Consider the following 15,463-nt stretch of genomic DNA (forward strand, 5'->3'; position numbering starts at 1 on the left):
GTAGGACGTCGCTAGGCAAAAGTAAAGGACATCATATAGATGTCTTTTTTTGTTGTTGCTAAAAACGATTATGACGCTCTTTCGGAAGAAAATTTTAAGCTGATTGTAATTAAGAGAGGTTCAAAACGCCTTTCACGCAGAAAAGTAAAGGTCAAAGGTAGTAAAGAGAAGTTTAAAACACCCTTCACGAAGAAAAATAGGGCCCGAAGGTAGTTAAGCACCGTTCAAAACGCCCTTCGTGAAGAAAAGTAAAGGTCAAGGTAGATAAGGAAGGTCCATGGAACGCTTTTTCATAAGAATCCATCAAAAATGATCGCTATGAGTGCTTCATGGAACACATTTTGCTAAGAACTCACCGAAAACGCTCACTATAAAAGGTTCATGGGACGCATTTTGTTAAGGCTCCCTCAAAAACGCTCACCATAAGAGGTTCAGCGAATATGTGTTACAAATAAAAATTGCCGATGATTTTTCCCGGCTCCGGAAGGTTTGAAAATCGCAGAGATATAAAACCAAAATAAAAAGCCCCAAATGGAGCCTACATTATGAAAGTATTTCTGGATTTGTGACTTTTTTTAGCTGTTTTAAATAATATTTATATTTTGGATTACTTGTATCTGTAGAAATTAAATCACTTTCGCAATCTGTACAGATAAAAGAAGTGTATAGATGTATGCCTCTTAATTTTGTTTGCTCGCAAATGACACACTCTTCCCCTATATGCTTCTTTGCTAATAGCGAACTCAATAACTCCACCTCCATACACCAATTCTGTCCTAATTTACCGCATTGTATACAATCCTTTGAAAATTCGATTAAAAAGATTACTTGTTTACTAATGTATGTTAAAAGATGAATTTGGTTGTATGTCTTACTCAATTCTTTCCCATTGGCTTTTGTATTAGAAAGTATCGCAGTTCACTTCTATTTGGTAAAATAGATGGGATGATTAACAATATATTTGGTGATGATATATGAATCAAAATAAAATGCCTATATTTGACGCTTTAAAAGCACATATTGAACGTAGCCCTGTTTCCTTTCATGTTCCTGGACATAAATATGGAGGCCTTCTTCCTGATGAAGCAAAGGGGTATTTTCAGGAATTATTAAAGCTTGATGCAACAGAGCTTAATGGATTGGATGATCTTCACTCTCCAGAAGGGATTATTTTAGAAGCTGAAGAGCTGCTTGCCCATTTTTATGGAACGAAAAGAAGCTTTTTCTTAGTGAATGGCTCAACTGTTGGAAATTTGGCGATGATCATGGCTGCGATCGCAGAACATGATACCGTGCTTGTCCAAAGAAATTGCCACAAGTCAGTTTTAAATGGGGTACAGCTTATGAAGGCCCATCCTGTTTTTCTAGGTCCTGATTTTGATGAGGAATGGGGTGTCGCAGGAGGGGTATCTCTTCAAACAGTAAAAATGGCTGTGGATGAGTATCCGGAGGCTAAGGCCATTATTCTTACATATCCAAATTACTATGGGATGGCCAATGATATAGAGGAAATCATTCAATATTCTCATTCTAAAGGGATTCCCGTTTTAATTGATGAGGCACATGGTGCCCATTTTGCAGGAAACGAAATATTCCCACGGTCAGCTGTGCAATTAAAGGCTGATATAGTTGTTCAGTCAGCTCATAAAACACTTCCTGCAATGACAATGGGGGCTTATCTTCATTTTAATAGTGAAATTCTTTCAGAAAGAAAAGTCAGTGACTATCTTCAAATCCTGCAATCAAGCAGCCCCTCTTATCCCATTATGGCGTCATTAGATATGGCGAGGCACTATTTGGCTACTTATTCAAATGAGGATATGAACGATCTTTTTCAAAAGATAACTGAATTTAGAAGGAGATTGCAGCAAATAAGGGGCATTCAAGTACTAGATTATCGAAATGGCAAAGGAGATCCGCTCAAAATAACGATTCAATCCACCACATCATTGAGTGGATATGATTTGCAAAGATTGCTCGAAGGTACAGGAATTTATGCTGAAATGGCTGACCCCTATAATGTACTGCTTGTTTTTCCTTTATTAAAAAAGGATTTGGATTTTTCTATTGAAGAGATAATTAGGCGTTTTGAGACAGCTCTTCAATCTATCCCAAATACACAGAGGGACAATATAATAAGCAGCTTTGGTAAACCGAGAATTTCAAAGCTGAGCTTGAATGTGAAGCAGATGGCAAGCCTCACAAGCCAATCTATCCCCTTGGAAGAGGCAGTCGGTAAAATAGGTGCGCAATTGCTTATTCCTTATCCTCCTGGTATCCCACTATTATTTCCTGGGGAAAAAATTCAAACGGAAGATATAGATTTTATTAAATTACTGCTGAAAACAGGTGCCAGATTTCAAGGCGGAGATAGCTTGAAATCTGGAAGAATAGACATATTTCCCGAATAATTTAACTTCATTCAGCTGAAGTTTTCCACTTCTATAAGTGGGAGAAGAATGAAAAAAGGTATCAAATTCATTGGGGGTATTACTTCCGCTGAATGAAGTTAAGCCTCCGGCGGATGCCTCAGATTTTTTAGAGGAAATTATCGAGCAAGCTCGATAAAAATCTGGGCGCAATTTCGCCGAGGCGAAATTGATTATATTATGATTGAATCATCTTGGAGGTTAGCGATTTGAAAAAAGGTATTTTTATAACAATGGAGGGCCCTGATGGAGCTGGGAAAACAACCATCATTAACATGCTTGGCTCAAGATTAGAAGCAGAAGGCTATCAGGTTATGCAAACGAGAGAGCCAGGTGGGATTGATATTGCTGAGCAAATTCGAAATGTCATTCTGGACAAGAACAATACAAAAATGGATCCCCGTACCGAGGCCTTATTGTATGCGGCGGCACGAAGGCAGCATCTTGTTGAAAAAGTCATTCCAGCTCTTGAAAAAGGTTATGTTGTTTTATGCGATCGATTTATTGATAGCTCCCTAGCCTATCAAGGCTATGCTAGAGGATTAGGAATGGATGAAGTGTTTTCAATTAATCAATTTGCCATCGAAGGAATGATGCCGCAAATAACGTTCTATTTTGACATTGAACCAGAGGAAGGTCTTGAAAGAATCAACCGGCATAAGGAACGGGAAGTAAATCGTCTAGATCTTGAGAACTTAGAATTTCACCACAAAGTACGCGAGGGTTATTATAAGCTAATAAATAGTTATCCTGAACGGATTTATAAGATAGATGCTTCCCAATCAATCGAAATGGTGTATAAGGCAGCTGAAGAAAAGATAAAAGAGATAATCCATAGGGAAGAATAAATGAAGGAGGGTGACTATTTACATGTGTATCACCCTCTTTTTTGTACCTCAAAGTTTAGTCAATATGGATAAAACATGTTAGTTCTTTAAAAAATTGCTATAATGAATGTAGTAAGGCAATTTTAGAAAAGTGGAACAAATGAAAGGGGATGAGAGTATGAAACTAATATTAGCGGTTATTCAAGATCAAGACAGCAATAAATTAATGAATGCATTGGTAAATAATAATTTCCGGGCAACAAAGCTTGCAAGTACTGGCGGCTTTCTAAAATCAGGGAATACAACCTTCATGATCGGAACAGAGGATATTCGTGTTGACAGGGCATTGCAAATTATTAAAGAAAATTGCAAATCAAGAGACCAGCTAGTGGCCCCTATCTCTCCAATGGGAGGAAATGCAGATTCATATGTTCCATATCCAGTTGAGGTCGAGGTCGGAGGAGCAACCGTCTTTGTACTGCCAATTGAAAAATTCCAGCAGTTTTAATAGAATTTTATTATAAAGAATTAAAGTGGTGATGACAGTGGTCAAAACGTGGGAAGACCTAGAAAGCATTCAGCCTGTTGTTTTGAAAATGTTTAAAAATAGCATCTTAAAGGATAGGCTTGCCCACGCTTATTTGTTTGAAGGGATGAAAGGGACTGGCAAACGGGATGCCGGGAGTCTTTTAGCCAAAAGTGTTTTTTGCCACTCACCCATTCAAGGCTATATGCCTTGTGAGGATTGTGTAAATTGCAAAAGAATTAACAATGGGAATCACCCTGATGTTCATCTTGTTGAACCAGATGGTCTGTCCATTAAGAAGGCTCAAATCCAGACTCTTCAAGAGGAATTTTCGAAAACAGGTGTTGAATCTAGGAAGAAATTATATATGATAGTTCATGCTGATCGAATGACGGTAAATGCTGCCAATAGTTTGTTGAAGTTTCTTGAAGAACCACATCCTCATACAATGGCGATTTTAATGACAGAGCAGGCACAGAAAATACTTCCTACTATTCTTTCTCGCTGTCAAACTATTTCCTTTCAGACGTTATCACCTGAAAAAATGATTGAAAATCTTAAATTAAATGGAGTATCGCCACTGTTGGCCCCATTAATTGCCCAACTTACCAATAATATAGATGAGGCAATTGAGTATAGTCAGAATGATTGGTTTGTACAAGCACAAAAAATAGTGTTAAAATTATATGAAGTGCTTAAGAAAAGTCCTTTAGAGGCGATGGTAGCTCTCCAGGATGATTGGTTTAAGCATTTTAAAGAGAAAGAACAGTTAGATATAGGTCTTGATTTATTACTTCTAATCTTTAAGGATTTACTATATATACAGCTCGGCAAGGAAGGTCAAATTGTCTATCTAAATGAGAAAGCACGTTTAGAACAGTTTGCGTTGCATTCCTCTAGCAGACAAGTATCGGAGCAGATGACAGCAATTTTGGAAGCAAAGAGGAAATTGCATGCAAATATGAATCCGCAGCTGTTAATGGAACAGCTTGTGTTGAAATTGCAGGAGGGGTCTTCATTTGTATGATGTAGTAGGAGTCCGCTTTAAAAAAGCGGGCAAGATATATTATTTTGATCCCGGCGGGCTAGAGATAGAAAGGGATGACTTTGTCATTGTTGAAACAGTCCGTGGTGTGGAATATGGCAAGGTTGTCGTTCCACCGAAAAAAGTGGATGAGCATGATGTGGTTCTGCCCTTAAAAAAGGTTCTGCGAATCGCGGATCAAAAGGATAAAATGATTGTCGAAGAAAATAAGCAGGCTGCAAAAGAAGCTTATGAGGTTTGCAGTGAAAAAGTAAGTACTCATCATTTAGATATGAAACTAGTTGATGTTGAATATACATTTGACCGAAATAAAGTCATCTTTTACTTTACGGCTGATGGAAGAGTAGACTTCCGGGAGCTTGTAAAGGATCTTGCAGCGATTTTCCGTACAAGAATAGAATTGCGTCAAATAGGCGTTAGGGATGAAGCAAAAATGTTAGGCGGCATTGGCCCTTGTGGAAGAATGCTATGCTGTTCTACTTTTCTAGGCGACTTTGATCCAGTCTCCATTAAGATGGCAAAGGACCAGAATCTCTCCTTGAACCCAACGAAAATATCAGGCCTATGCGGACGTCTGATGTGCTGTTTGAAATATGAAAATGATGAATATGAGGAAGCAAAAGCCCAGCTTCCTGACCTTGGTGAGTGGATTCAAACACCTGAAGGTCCTGGCAAAGTAGTAGGATTAAATATTTTAGAACGGGTGCTGCAAGTGGATGTAACTGCTGCTGAACGCGTGCTTGAGTATACTTTAGAAGAATTAGTAAAACAGGGTGCTGTATCAGTTCAATCCACAGATTAATGAGGTGGAATACGTGGATAAAAAAGAAATCTTTGATTCAGTAAGTAATATGGAAGCCCAAATTGGACAGTTATATCAACAGCTAGGTGAGTTAAAGCAGCATTTGGCAGAAATACTAGAAGAGAATAATGCTTTAAAGCTGGAGAACGAGCATTTAAGACGCCGTTTGGAATTAACGACAGATAAAGGAAAGACGACAGTAAAAAAAGGGACGACAGCCACATCGCCAGTGGATTCCGCTGATTACAAAACAGCTGATATTGGAGAAGGCTACGATAATCTTGCCCGTCTTTATCAAGAAGGTTTTCACATATGTAACCTCCATTTTGGAAGCCCGCGAAAAGAAGGAGATTGCCTGTTTTGCTTATCTTTTCTTAATAAGAAATAATTTTTTGGCCTTCCTCTTAATGGGAAGGCTATTTTTTACATGTTAGCTTCACAAGGGACGTTTCGGCAGCATCATCATCGCACGAGTAAAAGCGTTACCTTTTAGGTGGAGCATCAACGCATTTTAAATAATATGGAGGAAAGAGAATGGATATTTTAAAAGGAGACGAGCGTTTAGATTATTTGCTTGCGGAAAATTTGCGTATTATTCAAAGCCCGACGGTGTTCTCCTTTTCACTTGACGCCGTTTTACTTGCCAGGTTTGTTCATGTGCCGATTCAAAAGGGTCGGTTAATCGATCTATGCAGTGGAAACGGTGTGATTCCGTTATTTTTGAGCATGAGATCAAAAGGCTCCATTGTAGGGGTTGAAATTCAGGAACGGCTTTTTGATATGGCAAAGAGAAGCATCGAATATAATCAATTGGAAGATCGGCTTCAGATGATACATGGGGATATTAAGGAGATGACAAAGGAGCTTGGATTTGGAAAGTTTGATGTTGTTACTTGTAACCCACCTTATTTTCCTACTCCCTCATCGGAAGAAATCAATGAGAACGAGCATTTAGCCATTGCCCGCCATGAAATTCTCTGTACACTGGAGGATGCGATAAAGGCTTCAAGCGACTTAGTCAAGCAGGGCGGAAAGGTAGCATTTGTTCATCGGCCGGGAAGGCTCTTAGATATTGTAACACTTATGAGAAAATATAAATTGGAACCAAAAAAGGTCCAATTTGTTTATCCGAAGCAAGGAAAGGAAGCAAATACATTATTAATAGAAGCAACTAAATACGGCAGTCCAGATTTAAAAATCTTGCCCCCATTAATTGTCTATCAGGATAATAATGAATATACCCCTGAAATAAGGAAGATTTTATATGGAGAATAATCATCTTTTCTATGTGCTGCAGTGCAGGGATTATACGTTGTATGCAGGCTACACGAATAATTTAGAAAAGCGGATAAAGCTTCACAATGAGGGAAAAGGGGCAAAATATACAAGGGGAAGAGGACCGGTCAAGCTTGTATTCTCAAAAGCGTACGATAATAAAAGTGATGCCTTAAAGGCAGAATATGAATTTAAGCAATGGCCGAAGAAAAAGAAAGAAGAATTTATAATTAAAAATAAAGAAAACAACTTCGGAAGTTAGAGAAATGTCTAGCTCCAGCGCCTACCCCCTCGAGGTCACAAGCCAATCCTCCCAGAAAGGTAAAAAACACCTTTCCGTGAGGCTCGTCTTGTGCTTGTCGGGGGTGATCAAGGCGCTTCCGCATTTCGTTGAGACGGGTGGTACATATGTGGCAGCAAAAAAGCTTTGATAAGGAAGACAGTAAGGGAATCCTGTATTTAGTTCCGACCCCCATTGGGAATTTAGAGGATATGAGCTTTCGGGCTATTCGTATTATGAAGGAAGCAGATTTTATTGCTGCTGAGGATACAAGAAATACGAAGAAGCTATGCAATTATTTTGAAATAGATACGCCGATCATCAGCTATCATGAACATAATAAAGCGGTGAGCGGGGAGAAATTATTAGAGAAATTAGCAGACGGAGCGAAGATTGCTCTTGTGAGTGATGCAGGGATGCCAACGATTTCTGATCCCGGCTACGAGCTGGTCACCGCTGCAGCCGCTGAAAAATTAACGGTCGTTCCGCTTCCAGGTGCGAATGCCGCTTTAACTGCACTCATTGCATCAGGACTTAATCCGCAGCCTTTCTATTTCTATGGATTTTTAGACCGGAAAAAGAAAACCAAAAGAAAAGAACTTGAGGAGCTTTCGAAAATTTCCGCCACTACGATTCTTTACGAAGCCCCACATCGTTTGAAAGAAACGCTTACACTTATTGAAGAGCAAATGGGGAATAGAAAGATTGTTCTTTGCCGCGAATTGACAAAGAAGTTTGAGGAGTTTATTCGCGGGACTGTGAAAGAGGTATTAGATTGGGCCACATCTGAAGAAATTAGAGGAGAATTTGTTCTGATCCTTGAGGGTTCATCAGAGAAAGAGCAAGAAGAGGGAGAAATTTGGTGGGAGGATTTATCCATTGAAGCTCATGTGGAACATTATATGAATGATAGCGGAATGAATAGTAAAGATGCGATAAAGCAAACAGCAGCCGACAGAGGCATGAATAAGAAAGAGGTTTACCATGCCTTTCATGTTAAATCAAATGATAACGAAGAGTAAAAAAAGAAGCTTCTCTATGCAGAGAAGCTTCTTTTTATTATTTTACAAGTTCAAATCTGTTTTGAATTTCACTTAATAATTGTTCAGCACCCTCACGGCTAACAATTAATTTTCCATTAGCTAATTGGATGTTATCGTCAGAAACTTCCCCAGTTACTAGGCAAGTCATATTTGGCTTGTACTTTTTAAGGATAATACGATCATCGTCTACGTAGATTTCTAAAGCATCCTTTTCAGCAATATCCAATGTACGTCTTAACTCGATAGGAATAACCACGCGACCTAGTTCATCAACTTTACGAACAATACCTGTAGATTTCATATAAAAATTCTCCTCCCAAATCTTAAAAAATATTTTTCTATTTATAGTTCTTTCGCCAATATNNTTTCCCAAATACGTCAATTACTTTATTTTTAATTTAATTAGAAGTTTTTACCTTATCCAATAAAGGTTATTACATCAAGGTTTACTGACATAACAGCAAATTTTAATGGTGGTTTAGTAAATATTTTAACTCTTTAGATATATTATTTTATTATTATCAAAAAAATAATATTCGACAAATATCAACAGTACTTACAGAATTCAACATAATAATATACGAGTGGAGATTTATATTTATTGGGATAAAAAAATAAATAATTTATTTAGTTAGGCAGTGTTCATTTCAGTTGAAGCAAAATATATAACTCTCACAGTTTTTAGGGCTCTAGCTTATCTATATTTGTTGCACAAATACTAAATATTAGGTATATTTTGATGGTATAAGAGGTTATGCTGACTTAATGAGTCGGTTTGCTCACATAGGTTCTAATTAATATAAGAAGCCTATATTTGGCACGTATTACAGTTTAATCTCGTCCATTGTAAGGTCGGGATTTTTTAGCTAAAAAGGAGGGGATATTGTGGGAGGTAAAAAAACGTTTTATCTTACTACACCTATTTATTATCCAAGCGGAAATTTACATATAGGCCACGCCTATACAACGGTAGCTGGCGATGCAATGGCTCGCTACAAGCGTTTGCGCGGATTTGATGTCATGTATTTGACTGGTACGGATGAGCATGGTCAAAAGATCCAGGAAAAAGCGGAGGAAAAAGGGGTTACATCCCAAAGCTATGTAGATGAAATTGTCGAAGGAATTCAAGTGCTTTGGAAAAAGCTTGATATATCCTATGATGATTTCATTCGCACAACACAGGATCGCCATAAGGAAGTTGTTCAAAAGATCTTTGCTCAATTATTAGAGCAAGGAGATATTTATCTTGGGGAATATGAAGGATGGTATTGTACACCATGCGAATCGTATTTCACAGAGCGCCAGCTGAAAGATGGGAACTGTCCGGACTGCGGAAGACCCGTTAACAAAGTAAAGGAAGAATCATATTTCTTTAAGGTAAGTAAATATGCTGATAGACTGCTGCAATATTACGAGGAGAATCCTTCGTTTATTCAGCCTGAATCTCGTAAAAATGAGATGATTAACAACTTTATTAAGCCAGGATTAGAAGATCTTGCTGTTTCTAGAACAACCTTTAATTGGGGAATTGAGGTTCCAGGCAATCCAAAGCATGTCATTTATGTGTGGATCGATGCCTTATCGAACTATATTACAGCTTTAGGCTACGGAACAGAGGATCCTTCCAAATACGAAAACTTCTGGCCGGCAGACGTGCATTTGGTAGGAAAAGAAATTGTTCGTTTCCATACGATTTATTGGCCAATTATGCTGATGGCTTTAGATTTGCCCCTACCTAAAAAAGTGTTTGCCCATGGCTGGTTATTAATGAAGGATGGCAAAATGTCCAAATCTAAAGGAAATGTAGTGGACCCTGTCACCTTAATTGACCGTTATGGTTTAGATGCATTGCGTTATTATTTATTGCGTGAAGTTCCATTTGGATCGGACGGTGTGTTTACACCGGAAGGCTTCGTAGAAAGAATTAATTTTGATCTTGCGAATGATTTAGGAAACTTGTTAAATCGGACGCTGGCAATGGTAGATAAGTATTTTGGCGGGGTTATTCCAAAATATAATGGCTCAAATAGTGAGTATGATCAGTCATTGCTTCAAGCAAATAAGGAAACGGTTAAGAAATATGAAGAGGCAATGGAGAATATGGAGTTTTCCGTAGCTTTATCGACCATTTGGCAATTAGTCAGCAAATCCAATAAATATATCGATGAAACACAGCCATGGACACTGGCAAAGGATGAGGCAAAGACTGCTGAACTTGAAAGTGTAATGGCACATTTAGCAGAGTCCTTAAGAAGAATTGCCATTCTTATACAGCCGTTCTTAACAAGAGCGCCAAAGGAAATATTTGCGCAACTGAATGTAAATGGAGACAGCTTTACGGCTTGGGAGAGCTTAGAAGGATTTGGTTTAATTCCTGAAGGGACAAAAATCGCCAAAGGAGACCCTATTTTCCCTCGTCTTGATTTAAATGAAGAGGTAGAATATATCAAAACAAAAATGCAAGGATCAGCACCAAAAGTGGAAGAAGTGAAACAAGAGGAAAAGCCTGACAGTGAAGAAATCACTATTGATGACTTTATGAAGGTTGACTTGCGGGTAGCACAGGTTATTCATGCAGAGCCAGTAAAAAAGGCAGATAAGCTGCTTAAGCTTCAGCTAGATTTAGGTTATGAAAAGCGGCAAGTCGTTTCTGGAATTGCTCAATTTTACAAACCAGAGGACCTTATTGGCAGGAAACTTATTTGCGTTACGAATTTAAAGCCTGTTAAGCTTCGTGGAGAGCTTTCAGAAGGAATGATCCTTGCCGGAAGCAAGGATGGAGAACTTTCACTAGCAACCATTGCTGAGTCGCTTCCATTAGGTGCAAGAGTAAAATAAATGTTTTATAACATAGAAATGTTTCACGTGTAACATTAGACGTAAAACATTTCTATGTTTTTCTTTTATAAAATAATATTTATTCACATAATTAACGATAATATCAATGATAAGAACGTAAAAAAGAGGATTTTGTTATTTTTCAATAATGAGTAAAAAATGGCAATACTATATTTGGAAAACTACCCGCTGATTGTATCAATTGTTACATATATGAAAGAAATGTTACTGAAATATAATTTATGTAAAAAGGGGAATTTTTGATGTTTTTCGACACCCACGCACATTTAAATGCCGAACAATATAATGATGATCTAAGAGAGGTTATTGACAGAGCATTGGAAGAAGGAGTTACCCGCATTGTCGTTGTTGGCTTTGATCGTCCAACCATTGAAAAGGCGATGGAACTGACAGAGCAATATGAATTTATTTACGCAAGTGTAGGCTGGCACCCGGTTGATGCCATTGATATGACTGATGAGGATCTCCAATGGATTGAGGAGCTCTCTAGCCACCCGAAGGTAGTAGCACTTGGTGAAATGGGGCTCGATTATTATTGGGATAAGTCTCCAAAGGACATTCAGAAGGCGGTTTTTAGAAAGCAAATTCAGCTGGCAAAAAAGGTAAAGCTGCCGATTATCATTCATAATCGGGATGCAACTGCTGATATTGTATCCATTTTGAAGGAAGAGGGAGCAGGGGAAGTCGGAGGAATCATGCATTGCTTTAGCGGCAGCCCGGAAACGGCCAAAGAATGTGTTGAAATGAATTTCTATATTTCACTTGGAGGGCCTGTTACCTTTAAAAATGCGAAGAAACCGAAGGAAGTAGCGGAAGTCATCCCAATGGACAAGCTATTAATCGAGACTGACTGCCCGTATTTAGCCCCTCATCCTTATCGCGGCAAGCGGAACGAGCCTAGCTATGTAAAACTGGTGGCAGAACAAATTGCTGAAATTAAAAATGTCTCAGTGGAAGAAGTAGCCAGAATAACAACAGAGAATGCTAAAAAAATATTCGGCATAATTTGATAAAGAATTTTGTCGATATTCTAGGGTACTTGTCCTTTTTTTTCCTAGTTCCAAAAAGTTCTACATTTCCTTGTCCCATCATAGGATAACCATGTCGATAAGTCTCTCTTTCCTTTCTCAAAAAGATTTTGCATAATAGGAAATACGTTTAGGAGAGGGTGGTGCTAAAATAAGGAAAGTGAAAGAGAGTTGACAAAACTGTAAGATAGTCTATATAATCACTCCGAGAGAAAAGGAGGCGTTTTTCATCGTATTTCAAAACATGAAAAACCTGTTTTCCGAGTCTTTGAGTAAGAAGAGAATTGTCATTATTACTACTAGTTTCATAGTTTTTGCAGCTGCTTTAGGCTTCTTTATATTCGAATCAACAAAGAAAACGGTGGCAATGACATTAGACGGTCAGGAAAAGGTCATTAAAACACATGCGGGAACAATTCAAGAACTTTTTAATGATTTAGACATTTCTTTACGCAAAGAGGACTATGTGTCGTTATCCCTTGACACGAAGGTGAAAAACAATTTAGAGATTGTTTGGGAGCCGGCAAAACAGGTTCACATTGTGAAAGACAACGAGAAGAAAACGATTTGGACAGTGTCCAAAACAGTAGAAGAGCTTTTGAAAGAACAGGAGATTACGATAACTGATCATGATAAGGTTCAGCCAAATCTCGAAGAGCCAATTAAAAATAAACTTGAAATAGTTGTCAATAAAGCTTTTGCATTAACATTGTCGGATGGCGGGAAAGAGCAACAGGTTTGGTCCACTTCGACTACGGTCGCTGACTTTTTATCACAGCAGGGGATTACGCTAAACGAACTAGATCGTATTGAACCCAAAGCGGATACGGTTGTCAAAAAAGACGACACCATTCAAATCATTCGAGTAGAAAAAGTCACCGATGTTGTGGAAGAACCAATTAAATTTGCTGTTGTAACGAAGAAGGACAGCAGCCTGGATAAAGGTTCCCAGAAAGTCGTTAATCAAGGCAAAGAGGGCTTATTAACGAAGGAATATGAAGTTGTATTAGAAAATGGCAAGGAAGTTTCAAGAAAATTATTAAACGAGAAAACCGTTCAGGAAAAACAGGATAAAGTGGTTGCTGTTGGTACGAAGCCGTTAGCTGTTAATGTGGTTGCATCCCGCGGCGAAACAGGCGGGAAGGAAATCTATGTGTCCTCGACCGCATATACGGCTCATTGTAACGGTTGCTCAGGCAAAACCGCGACAGGCATTAATCTGCGTGCAAATCCCGATGCGAAAGTGATTGCAGTAGATCCTAGAGTTATTCCTTTAGGCACGAAAGTTTATGTAGAGGGCTACGGGTATGCGATCGCTGCAGATACCGGTTCTGCCATTAAAGGAAACAAAATCGATGTGTTCTTTGCTACAAAGGGAGAAGCTTATCGCTGGGGACGCAGAACAGTAAAAATTAGAATCCTAAATTAATTTTTTGAAAGTGCAGGGGACCCCTAAATCCTCTGCATTTTTTCTTTTTTTCTTTCTTTCGACTTTTCATATATAATTAAAATCATTATTTAACCAATCATATATACAGACGAATAAGGTTACAAAAATGTTTCAATTTTTTCTCAAATATTTTATTTTTATTTTAAATGTCTCTAATGAAATACAGAGCAAGATAACAGGAGGATTTATGAAGATTAGGGAAATCATCGTGGTCGAAGGAAAGGATGATACGACTGCGATTAAAAACGCACTCGATGCGGATACGATTGAAACAAATGGTTCTGCCATTAATGATGAAACATTAGAAAAGATAAAGCTTGCTCAAGAGACAAGAGGGGTCATTGTATTTACTGATCCTGATTATCCGGGGAAAAAAATCCGCAATACAATTAAAGAACATGTCCCTGGCTGTAAGCATGCATTTATCGATAAAAAGGATGCTCTACATAAATACGGGAAGGGTGTTGGTGTCGAACATGCTTCTCCCGAGATGATTCGGCAAGCTCTTCGCGAGGCACACCTCATGCATGAAGAGGTGGAGGAGGTCATCACTCAAGAGGATTTACTTGCTGCAGGCCTAATTGGCGGCTCCGGAGCAAGGGAAAGAAGAGAGAAGCTAGGTAGGCTTTTAAAAATTGGATTTACAAATGGAAAGCAGCTACATAAAAGTTTAATGATGTTTCAAATTAGCAAAGAAGAGTTTGCGGTTGCCATCCAAGCGATCCGTCAGGAGGAAGAACATGCATAAAGATATAGCGACCCCGGTAAGAACCCGTGCCATACTTGAAAAATACGGATTTTCTTTTAAAAAGAGCTTAGGACAAAACTTTTTAATTGATACTAATATTCTCAGAAGAATTGTGGATCATGCCGAGTTAACGGAAAAATCAGCAGCGATTGAAATTGGCCCTGGGATTGGCGCTTTAACAGAACAGCTGGCGAAAAGAAGCAAAAAGGTAGTGGCCTTTGAAATTGACCAGCGGCTTTTGCCGATTTTACAAGAAACCCTTTCTCCTTATCCGAATACAAAGATCATTCATGAGGATGTACTGAAAGCGGATGTTAGAGGAATGATTGAAACAGAATTAGCGGGGATGGACGATATTATGGTTGTTGCCAATCTCCCCTATTACGTAACAACTCCGATTATTATGAAGCTGCTTGAGGACAAACTGCCAATCAGGGGAATTGTTTGTATGCTTCAGAAAGAGGTGGCAGATCGAATTTCTGCTAAGCCGGGAACAAAAGATTACGGTTCCCTTTCCATCGCGATTCAATACTATACAGAGGCTGAGACGGTTATGATTGTTCCAAAAACCGTATTTATTCCTCAGCCGAATGTCGATTCAGCTGTTATTCGTTTAACGAAAAGGGAGAAACCGGCTGTTTCCGTCCAGAATGAGGAATTCTTTTTTCAAATTATTAGGGCCAGCTTTGCGCAAAGGCGGAAAACCTTATTAAATAACTTAACAAGTTATTTGCCGGATGGGAAACAAAAGAAGGAAGACATTCTTGCTGCATTAGAGCAAGCAGAAATCGAGCCTGGCCGTAGAGGGGAAACCTTATCTATTGAGGAGTTTGCCCGGTTAAGTGACAAATTAGCTGCAATATTTTCTTAAGGCTCACCATGTGTGAGCCTTTTTCTATGGAATGAATAGCTTATGGTGAGCGTTAGGAGGTTCTTCTGCCAAAAAATCGTGTTATGAACGGGTCATGGCGAGGGTTTGAATGGCCTTCAGCTGAAAACGAGTGTCATGGACGGCTCATGCCGAGGGTAAAAACCCCTTTTGCTGAAAACGCTTGTCATGGACCTCTCATGGTAAGGGATTAAGGCACGCCTACAGAAAACACGTGTCATGAACAACTCATAGTGAGCGTTAAAAACTTTATTTATAGATA

At 38.7% G+C, this 15,463-nt stretch carries 16 protein-coding genes; 14 read left to right on the forward strand and 2 right to left on the reverse strand.

Going from position 1 to position 15,463, the window contains the following annotated elements; translation table 11 throughout:
* Window positions 1-543: 543 nt before the first annotated feature.
* Entirely contained in the window at window positions 544-747 is a 204-nt protein-coding gene (locus V7164_RS09985) for a sigma factor G inhibitor Gin (protein ID WP_335345260.1), read from the reverse strand.
* 227 nt (window positions 748-974) lie between these two features.
* Between V7164_RS09985 and V7164_RS09990 the strand changes: the two genes are divergently transcribed.
* The 9 genes from V7164_RS09990 (at window position 975) to rsmI (ending at window position 8,206) form a co-directional block, all read left to right on the forward strand.
* Window positions 975-2,411 (forward strand): aminotransferase class I/II-fold pyridoxal phosphate-dependent enzyme, encoded by a 1,437-nt coding sequence (locus V7164_RS09990; RefSeq protein WP_335345261.1) that lies wholly within the window; start codon window positions 975-977, stop codon window positions 2,409-2,411.
* A 227-nt stretch (window positions 2,412-2,638) separates the two neighbouring features.
* Window positions 2,639-3,277 (forward strand): dTMP kinase, encoded by a 639-nt coding sequence (tmk, locus tag V7164_RS09995; protein WP_335345262.1) that lies wholly within the window; start codon window positions 2,639-2,641, stop codon window positions 3,275-3,277.
* Between the two features lie 157 nt (window positions 3,278-3,434).
* Entirely contained in the window at window positions 3,435-3,764 is a 330-nt protein-coding gene (locus V7164_RS10000; RefSeq protein ID WP_335345263.1) for a cyclic-di-AMP receptor, read from the forward strand.
* Between the two features lie 37 nt (window positions 3,765-3,801).
* Window positions 3,802-4,809, forward strand: a complete 1,008-nt coding sequence (gene holB / locus V7164_RS10005) for a DNA polymerase III subunit delta' (protein WP_335345264.1) — start codon at window positions 3,802-3,804, stop codon at window positions 4,807-4,809.
* Window positions 4,802-5,629 (forward strand): PSP1 domain-containing protein, encoded by an 828-nt coding sequence (locus tag V7164_RS10010; RefSeq protein WP_066302014.1) that lies wholly within the window; start codon window positions 4,802-4,804, stop codon window positions 5,627-5,629. Before holB ends, V7164_RS10010 begins: the two co-directional genes overlap by 8 nt.
* Window positions 5,630-5,642: 13 nt before the next feature.
* Complete coding sequence (yabA, locus tag V7164_RS10015; RefSeq protein ID WP_335345265.1) at window positions 5,643-6,017, forward strand: DNA replication initiation control protein YabA; 375 nt, start codon at window positions 5,643-5,645, stop codon at window positions 6,015-6,017.
* Window positions 6,018-6,163: 146 nt separating this feature from the next.
* Complete coding sequence (locus V7164_RS10020) at window positions 6,164-6,904, forward strand: tRNA1(Val) (adenine(37)-N6)-methyltransferase (RefSeq protein WP_335345266.1); 741 nt, start codon at window positions 6,164-6,166, stop codon at window positions 6,902-6,904.
* Complete coding sequence (locus tag V7164_RS10025; protein ID WP_335345267.1) at window positions 6,894-7,166, forward strand: GIY-YIG nuclease family protein; 273 nt, start codon at window positions 6,894-6,896, stop codon at window positions 7,164-7,166. The genes V7164_RS10020 and V7164_RS10025 overlap by 11 nt, the downstream gene beginning before the upstream one ends.
* 146 nt (window positions 7,167-7,312) lie before the next feature.
* Window positions 7,313-8,206: a 16S rRNA (cytidine(1402)-2'-O)-methyltransferase gene (gene rsmI, locus V7164_RS10030; protein WP_335354018.1), complete on the forward strand. Its 894-nt coding sequence runs from the start codon at window positions 7,313-7,315 to the stop codon at window positions 8,204-8,206.
* A gap of 37 nt (window positions 8,207-8,243) precedes the next feature.
* Here the strand turns inward: rsmI and V7164_RS10035 are convergent, their stop codons facing one another.
* Window positions 8,244-8,528: an AbrB/MazE/SpoVT family DNA-binding domain-containing protein gene (locus V7164_RS10035; RefSeq protein WP_066301993.1), complete on the reverse strand. Its 285-nt coding sequence runs from the start codon at window positions 8,526-8,528 to the stop codon at window positions 8,244-8,246.
* 581 nt (window positions 8,529-9,109) lie between these two features.
* On the opposite strand from V7164_RS10035, the gene metG reads away from it, so the two are divergent.
* The 5 genes from metG (at window position 9,110) to rsmA (ending at window position 15,183) form a co-directional block, all read left to right on the forward strand.
* On the forward strand, window positions 9,110-11,065 hold the full coding sequence (gene metG, locus V7164_RS10040) for a methionine--tRNA ligase (RefSeq protein ID WP_335354030.1): 1,956 nt from the start codon (window positions 9,110-9,112) through the stop codon (window positions 11,063-11,065).
* 263 nt (window positions 11,066-11,328) lie between these two features.
* Complete coding sequence (locus V7164_RS10045) at window positions 11,329-12,096, forward strand: TatD family hydrolase (protein ID WP_335345269.1); 768 nt, start codon at window positions 11,329-11,331, stop codon at window positions 12,094-12,096.
* A 262-nt stretch (window positions 12,097-12,358) separates the two neighbouring features.
* The gene (locus V7164_RS10050) at window positions 12,359-13,543 is read left to right on the forward strand and encodes a ubiquitin-like domain-containing protein (protein WP_335354019.1); all 1,185 of its coding nucleotides are present in this window, start codon (window positions 12,359-12,361) and stop codon (window positions 13,541-13,543) included.
* A 208-nt stretch (window positions 13,544-13,751) separates the two neighbouring features.
* Complete coding sequence (gene rnmV, locus V7164_RS10055; RefSeq protein ID WP_335345271.1) at window positions 13,752-14,312, forward strand: ribonuclease M5; 561 nt, start codon at window positions 13,752-13,754, stop codon at window positions 14,310-14,312.
* The gene (gene rsmA / locus V7164_RS10060) at window positions 14,305-15,183 is read left to right on the forward strand and encodes a 16S rRNA (adenine(1518)-N(6)/adenine(1519)-N(6))-dimethyltransferase RsmA (RefSeq protein ID WP_335345272.1); all 879 of its coding nucleotides are present in this window, start codon (window positions 14,305-14,307) and stop codon (window positions 15,181-15,183) included. The genes rnmV and rsmA overlap by 8 nt, the downstream gene beginning before the upstream one ends.
* Window positions 15,184-15,463: the final 280 nt, after the last annotated feature.

Origin of the sequence: Bacillus sp. JJ1474, from assembly GCF_036965225.1 — a bacterium.
In the GTDB taxonomy this organism is placed as follows: domain Bacteria; phylum Bacillota; class Bacilli; order Bacillales; family Cytobacillaceae; genus Cytobacillus.

Coding starts and splice junctions, on each gene's coding strand:
- V7164_RS09990 (WP_335345261.1), top strand. CDS start 975: ATGAATCAAAATAAAATGCCTATATTTGACGCTTTAAAAGCACATATT.
- V7164_RS10000 (WP_335345263.1), top strand. CDS start 3,435: ATGAAACTAATATTAGCGGTTATTCAAGATCAAGACAGCAATAAATTA.
- V7164_RS10020 (WP_335345266.1), top strand. CDS start 6,164: ATGGATATTTTAAAAGGAGACGAGCGTTTAGATTATTTGCTTGCGGAA.
- V7164_RS10025 (WP_335345267.1), top strand. CDS start 6,894: ATGGAGAATAATCATCTTTTCTATGTGCTGCAGTGCAGGGATTATACG.
- rsmI (WP_335354018.1), top strand. CDS start 7,313: ATGTGGCAGCAAAAAAGCTTTGATAAGGAAGACAGTAAGGGAATCCTG.
- V7164_RS10035 (WP_066301993.1), bottom strand. CDS start 8,528: ATGAAATCTACAGGTATTGTTCGTAAAGTTGATGAACTAGGTCGCGTG.
- V7164_RS10045 (WP_335345269.1), top strand. CDS start 11,329: ATGTTTTTCGACACCCACGCACATTTAAATGCCGAACAATATAATGAT.
- V7164_RS10050 (WP_335354019.1), top strand. CDS start 12,359: ATGAAAAACCTGTTTTCCGAGTCTTTGAGTAAGAAGAGAATTGTCATT.
- rnmV (WP_335345271.1), top strand. CDS start 13,752: ATGAAGATTAGGGAAATCATCGTGGTCGAAGGAAAGGATGATACGACT.
- rsmA (WP_335345272.1), top strand. CDS start 14,305: ATGCATAAAGATATAGCGACCCCGGTAAGAACCCGTGCCATACTTGAA.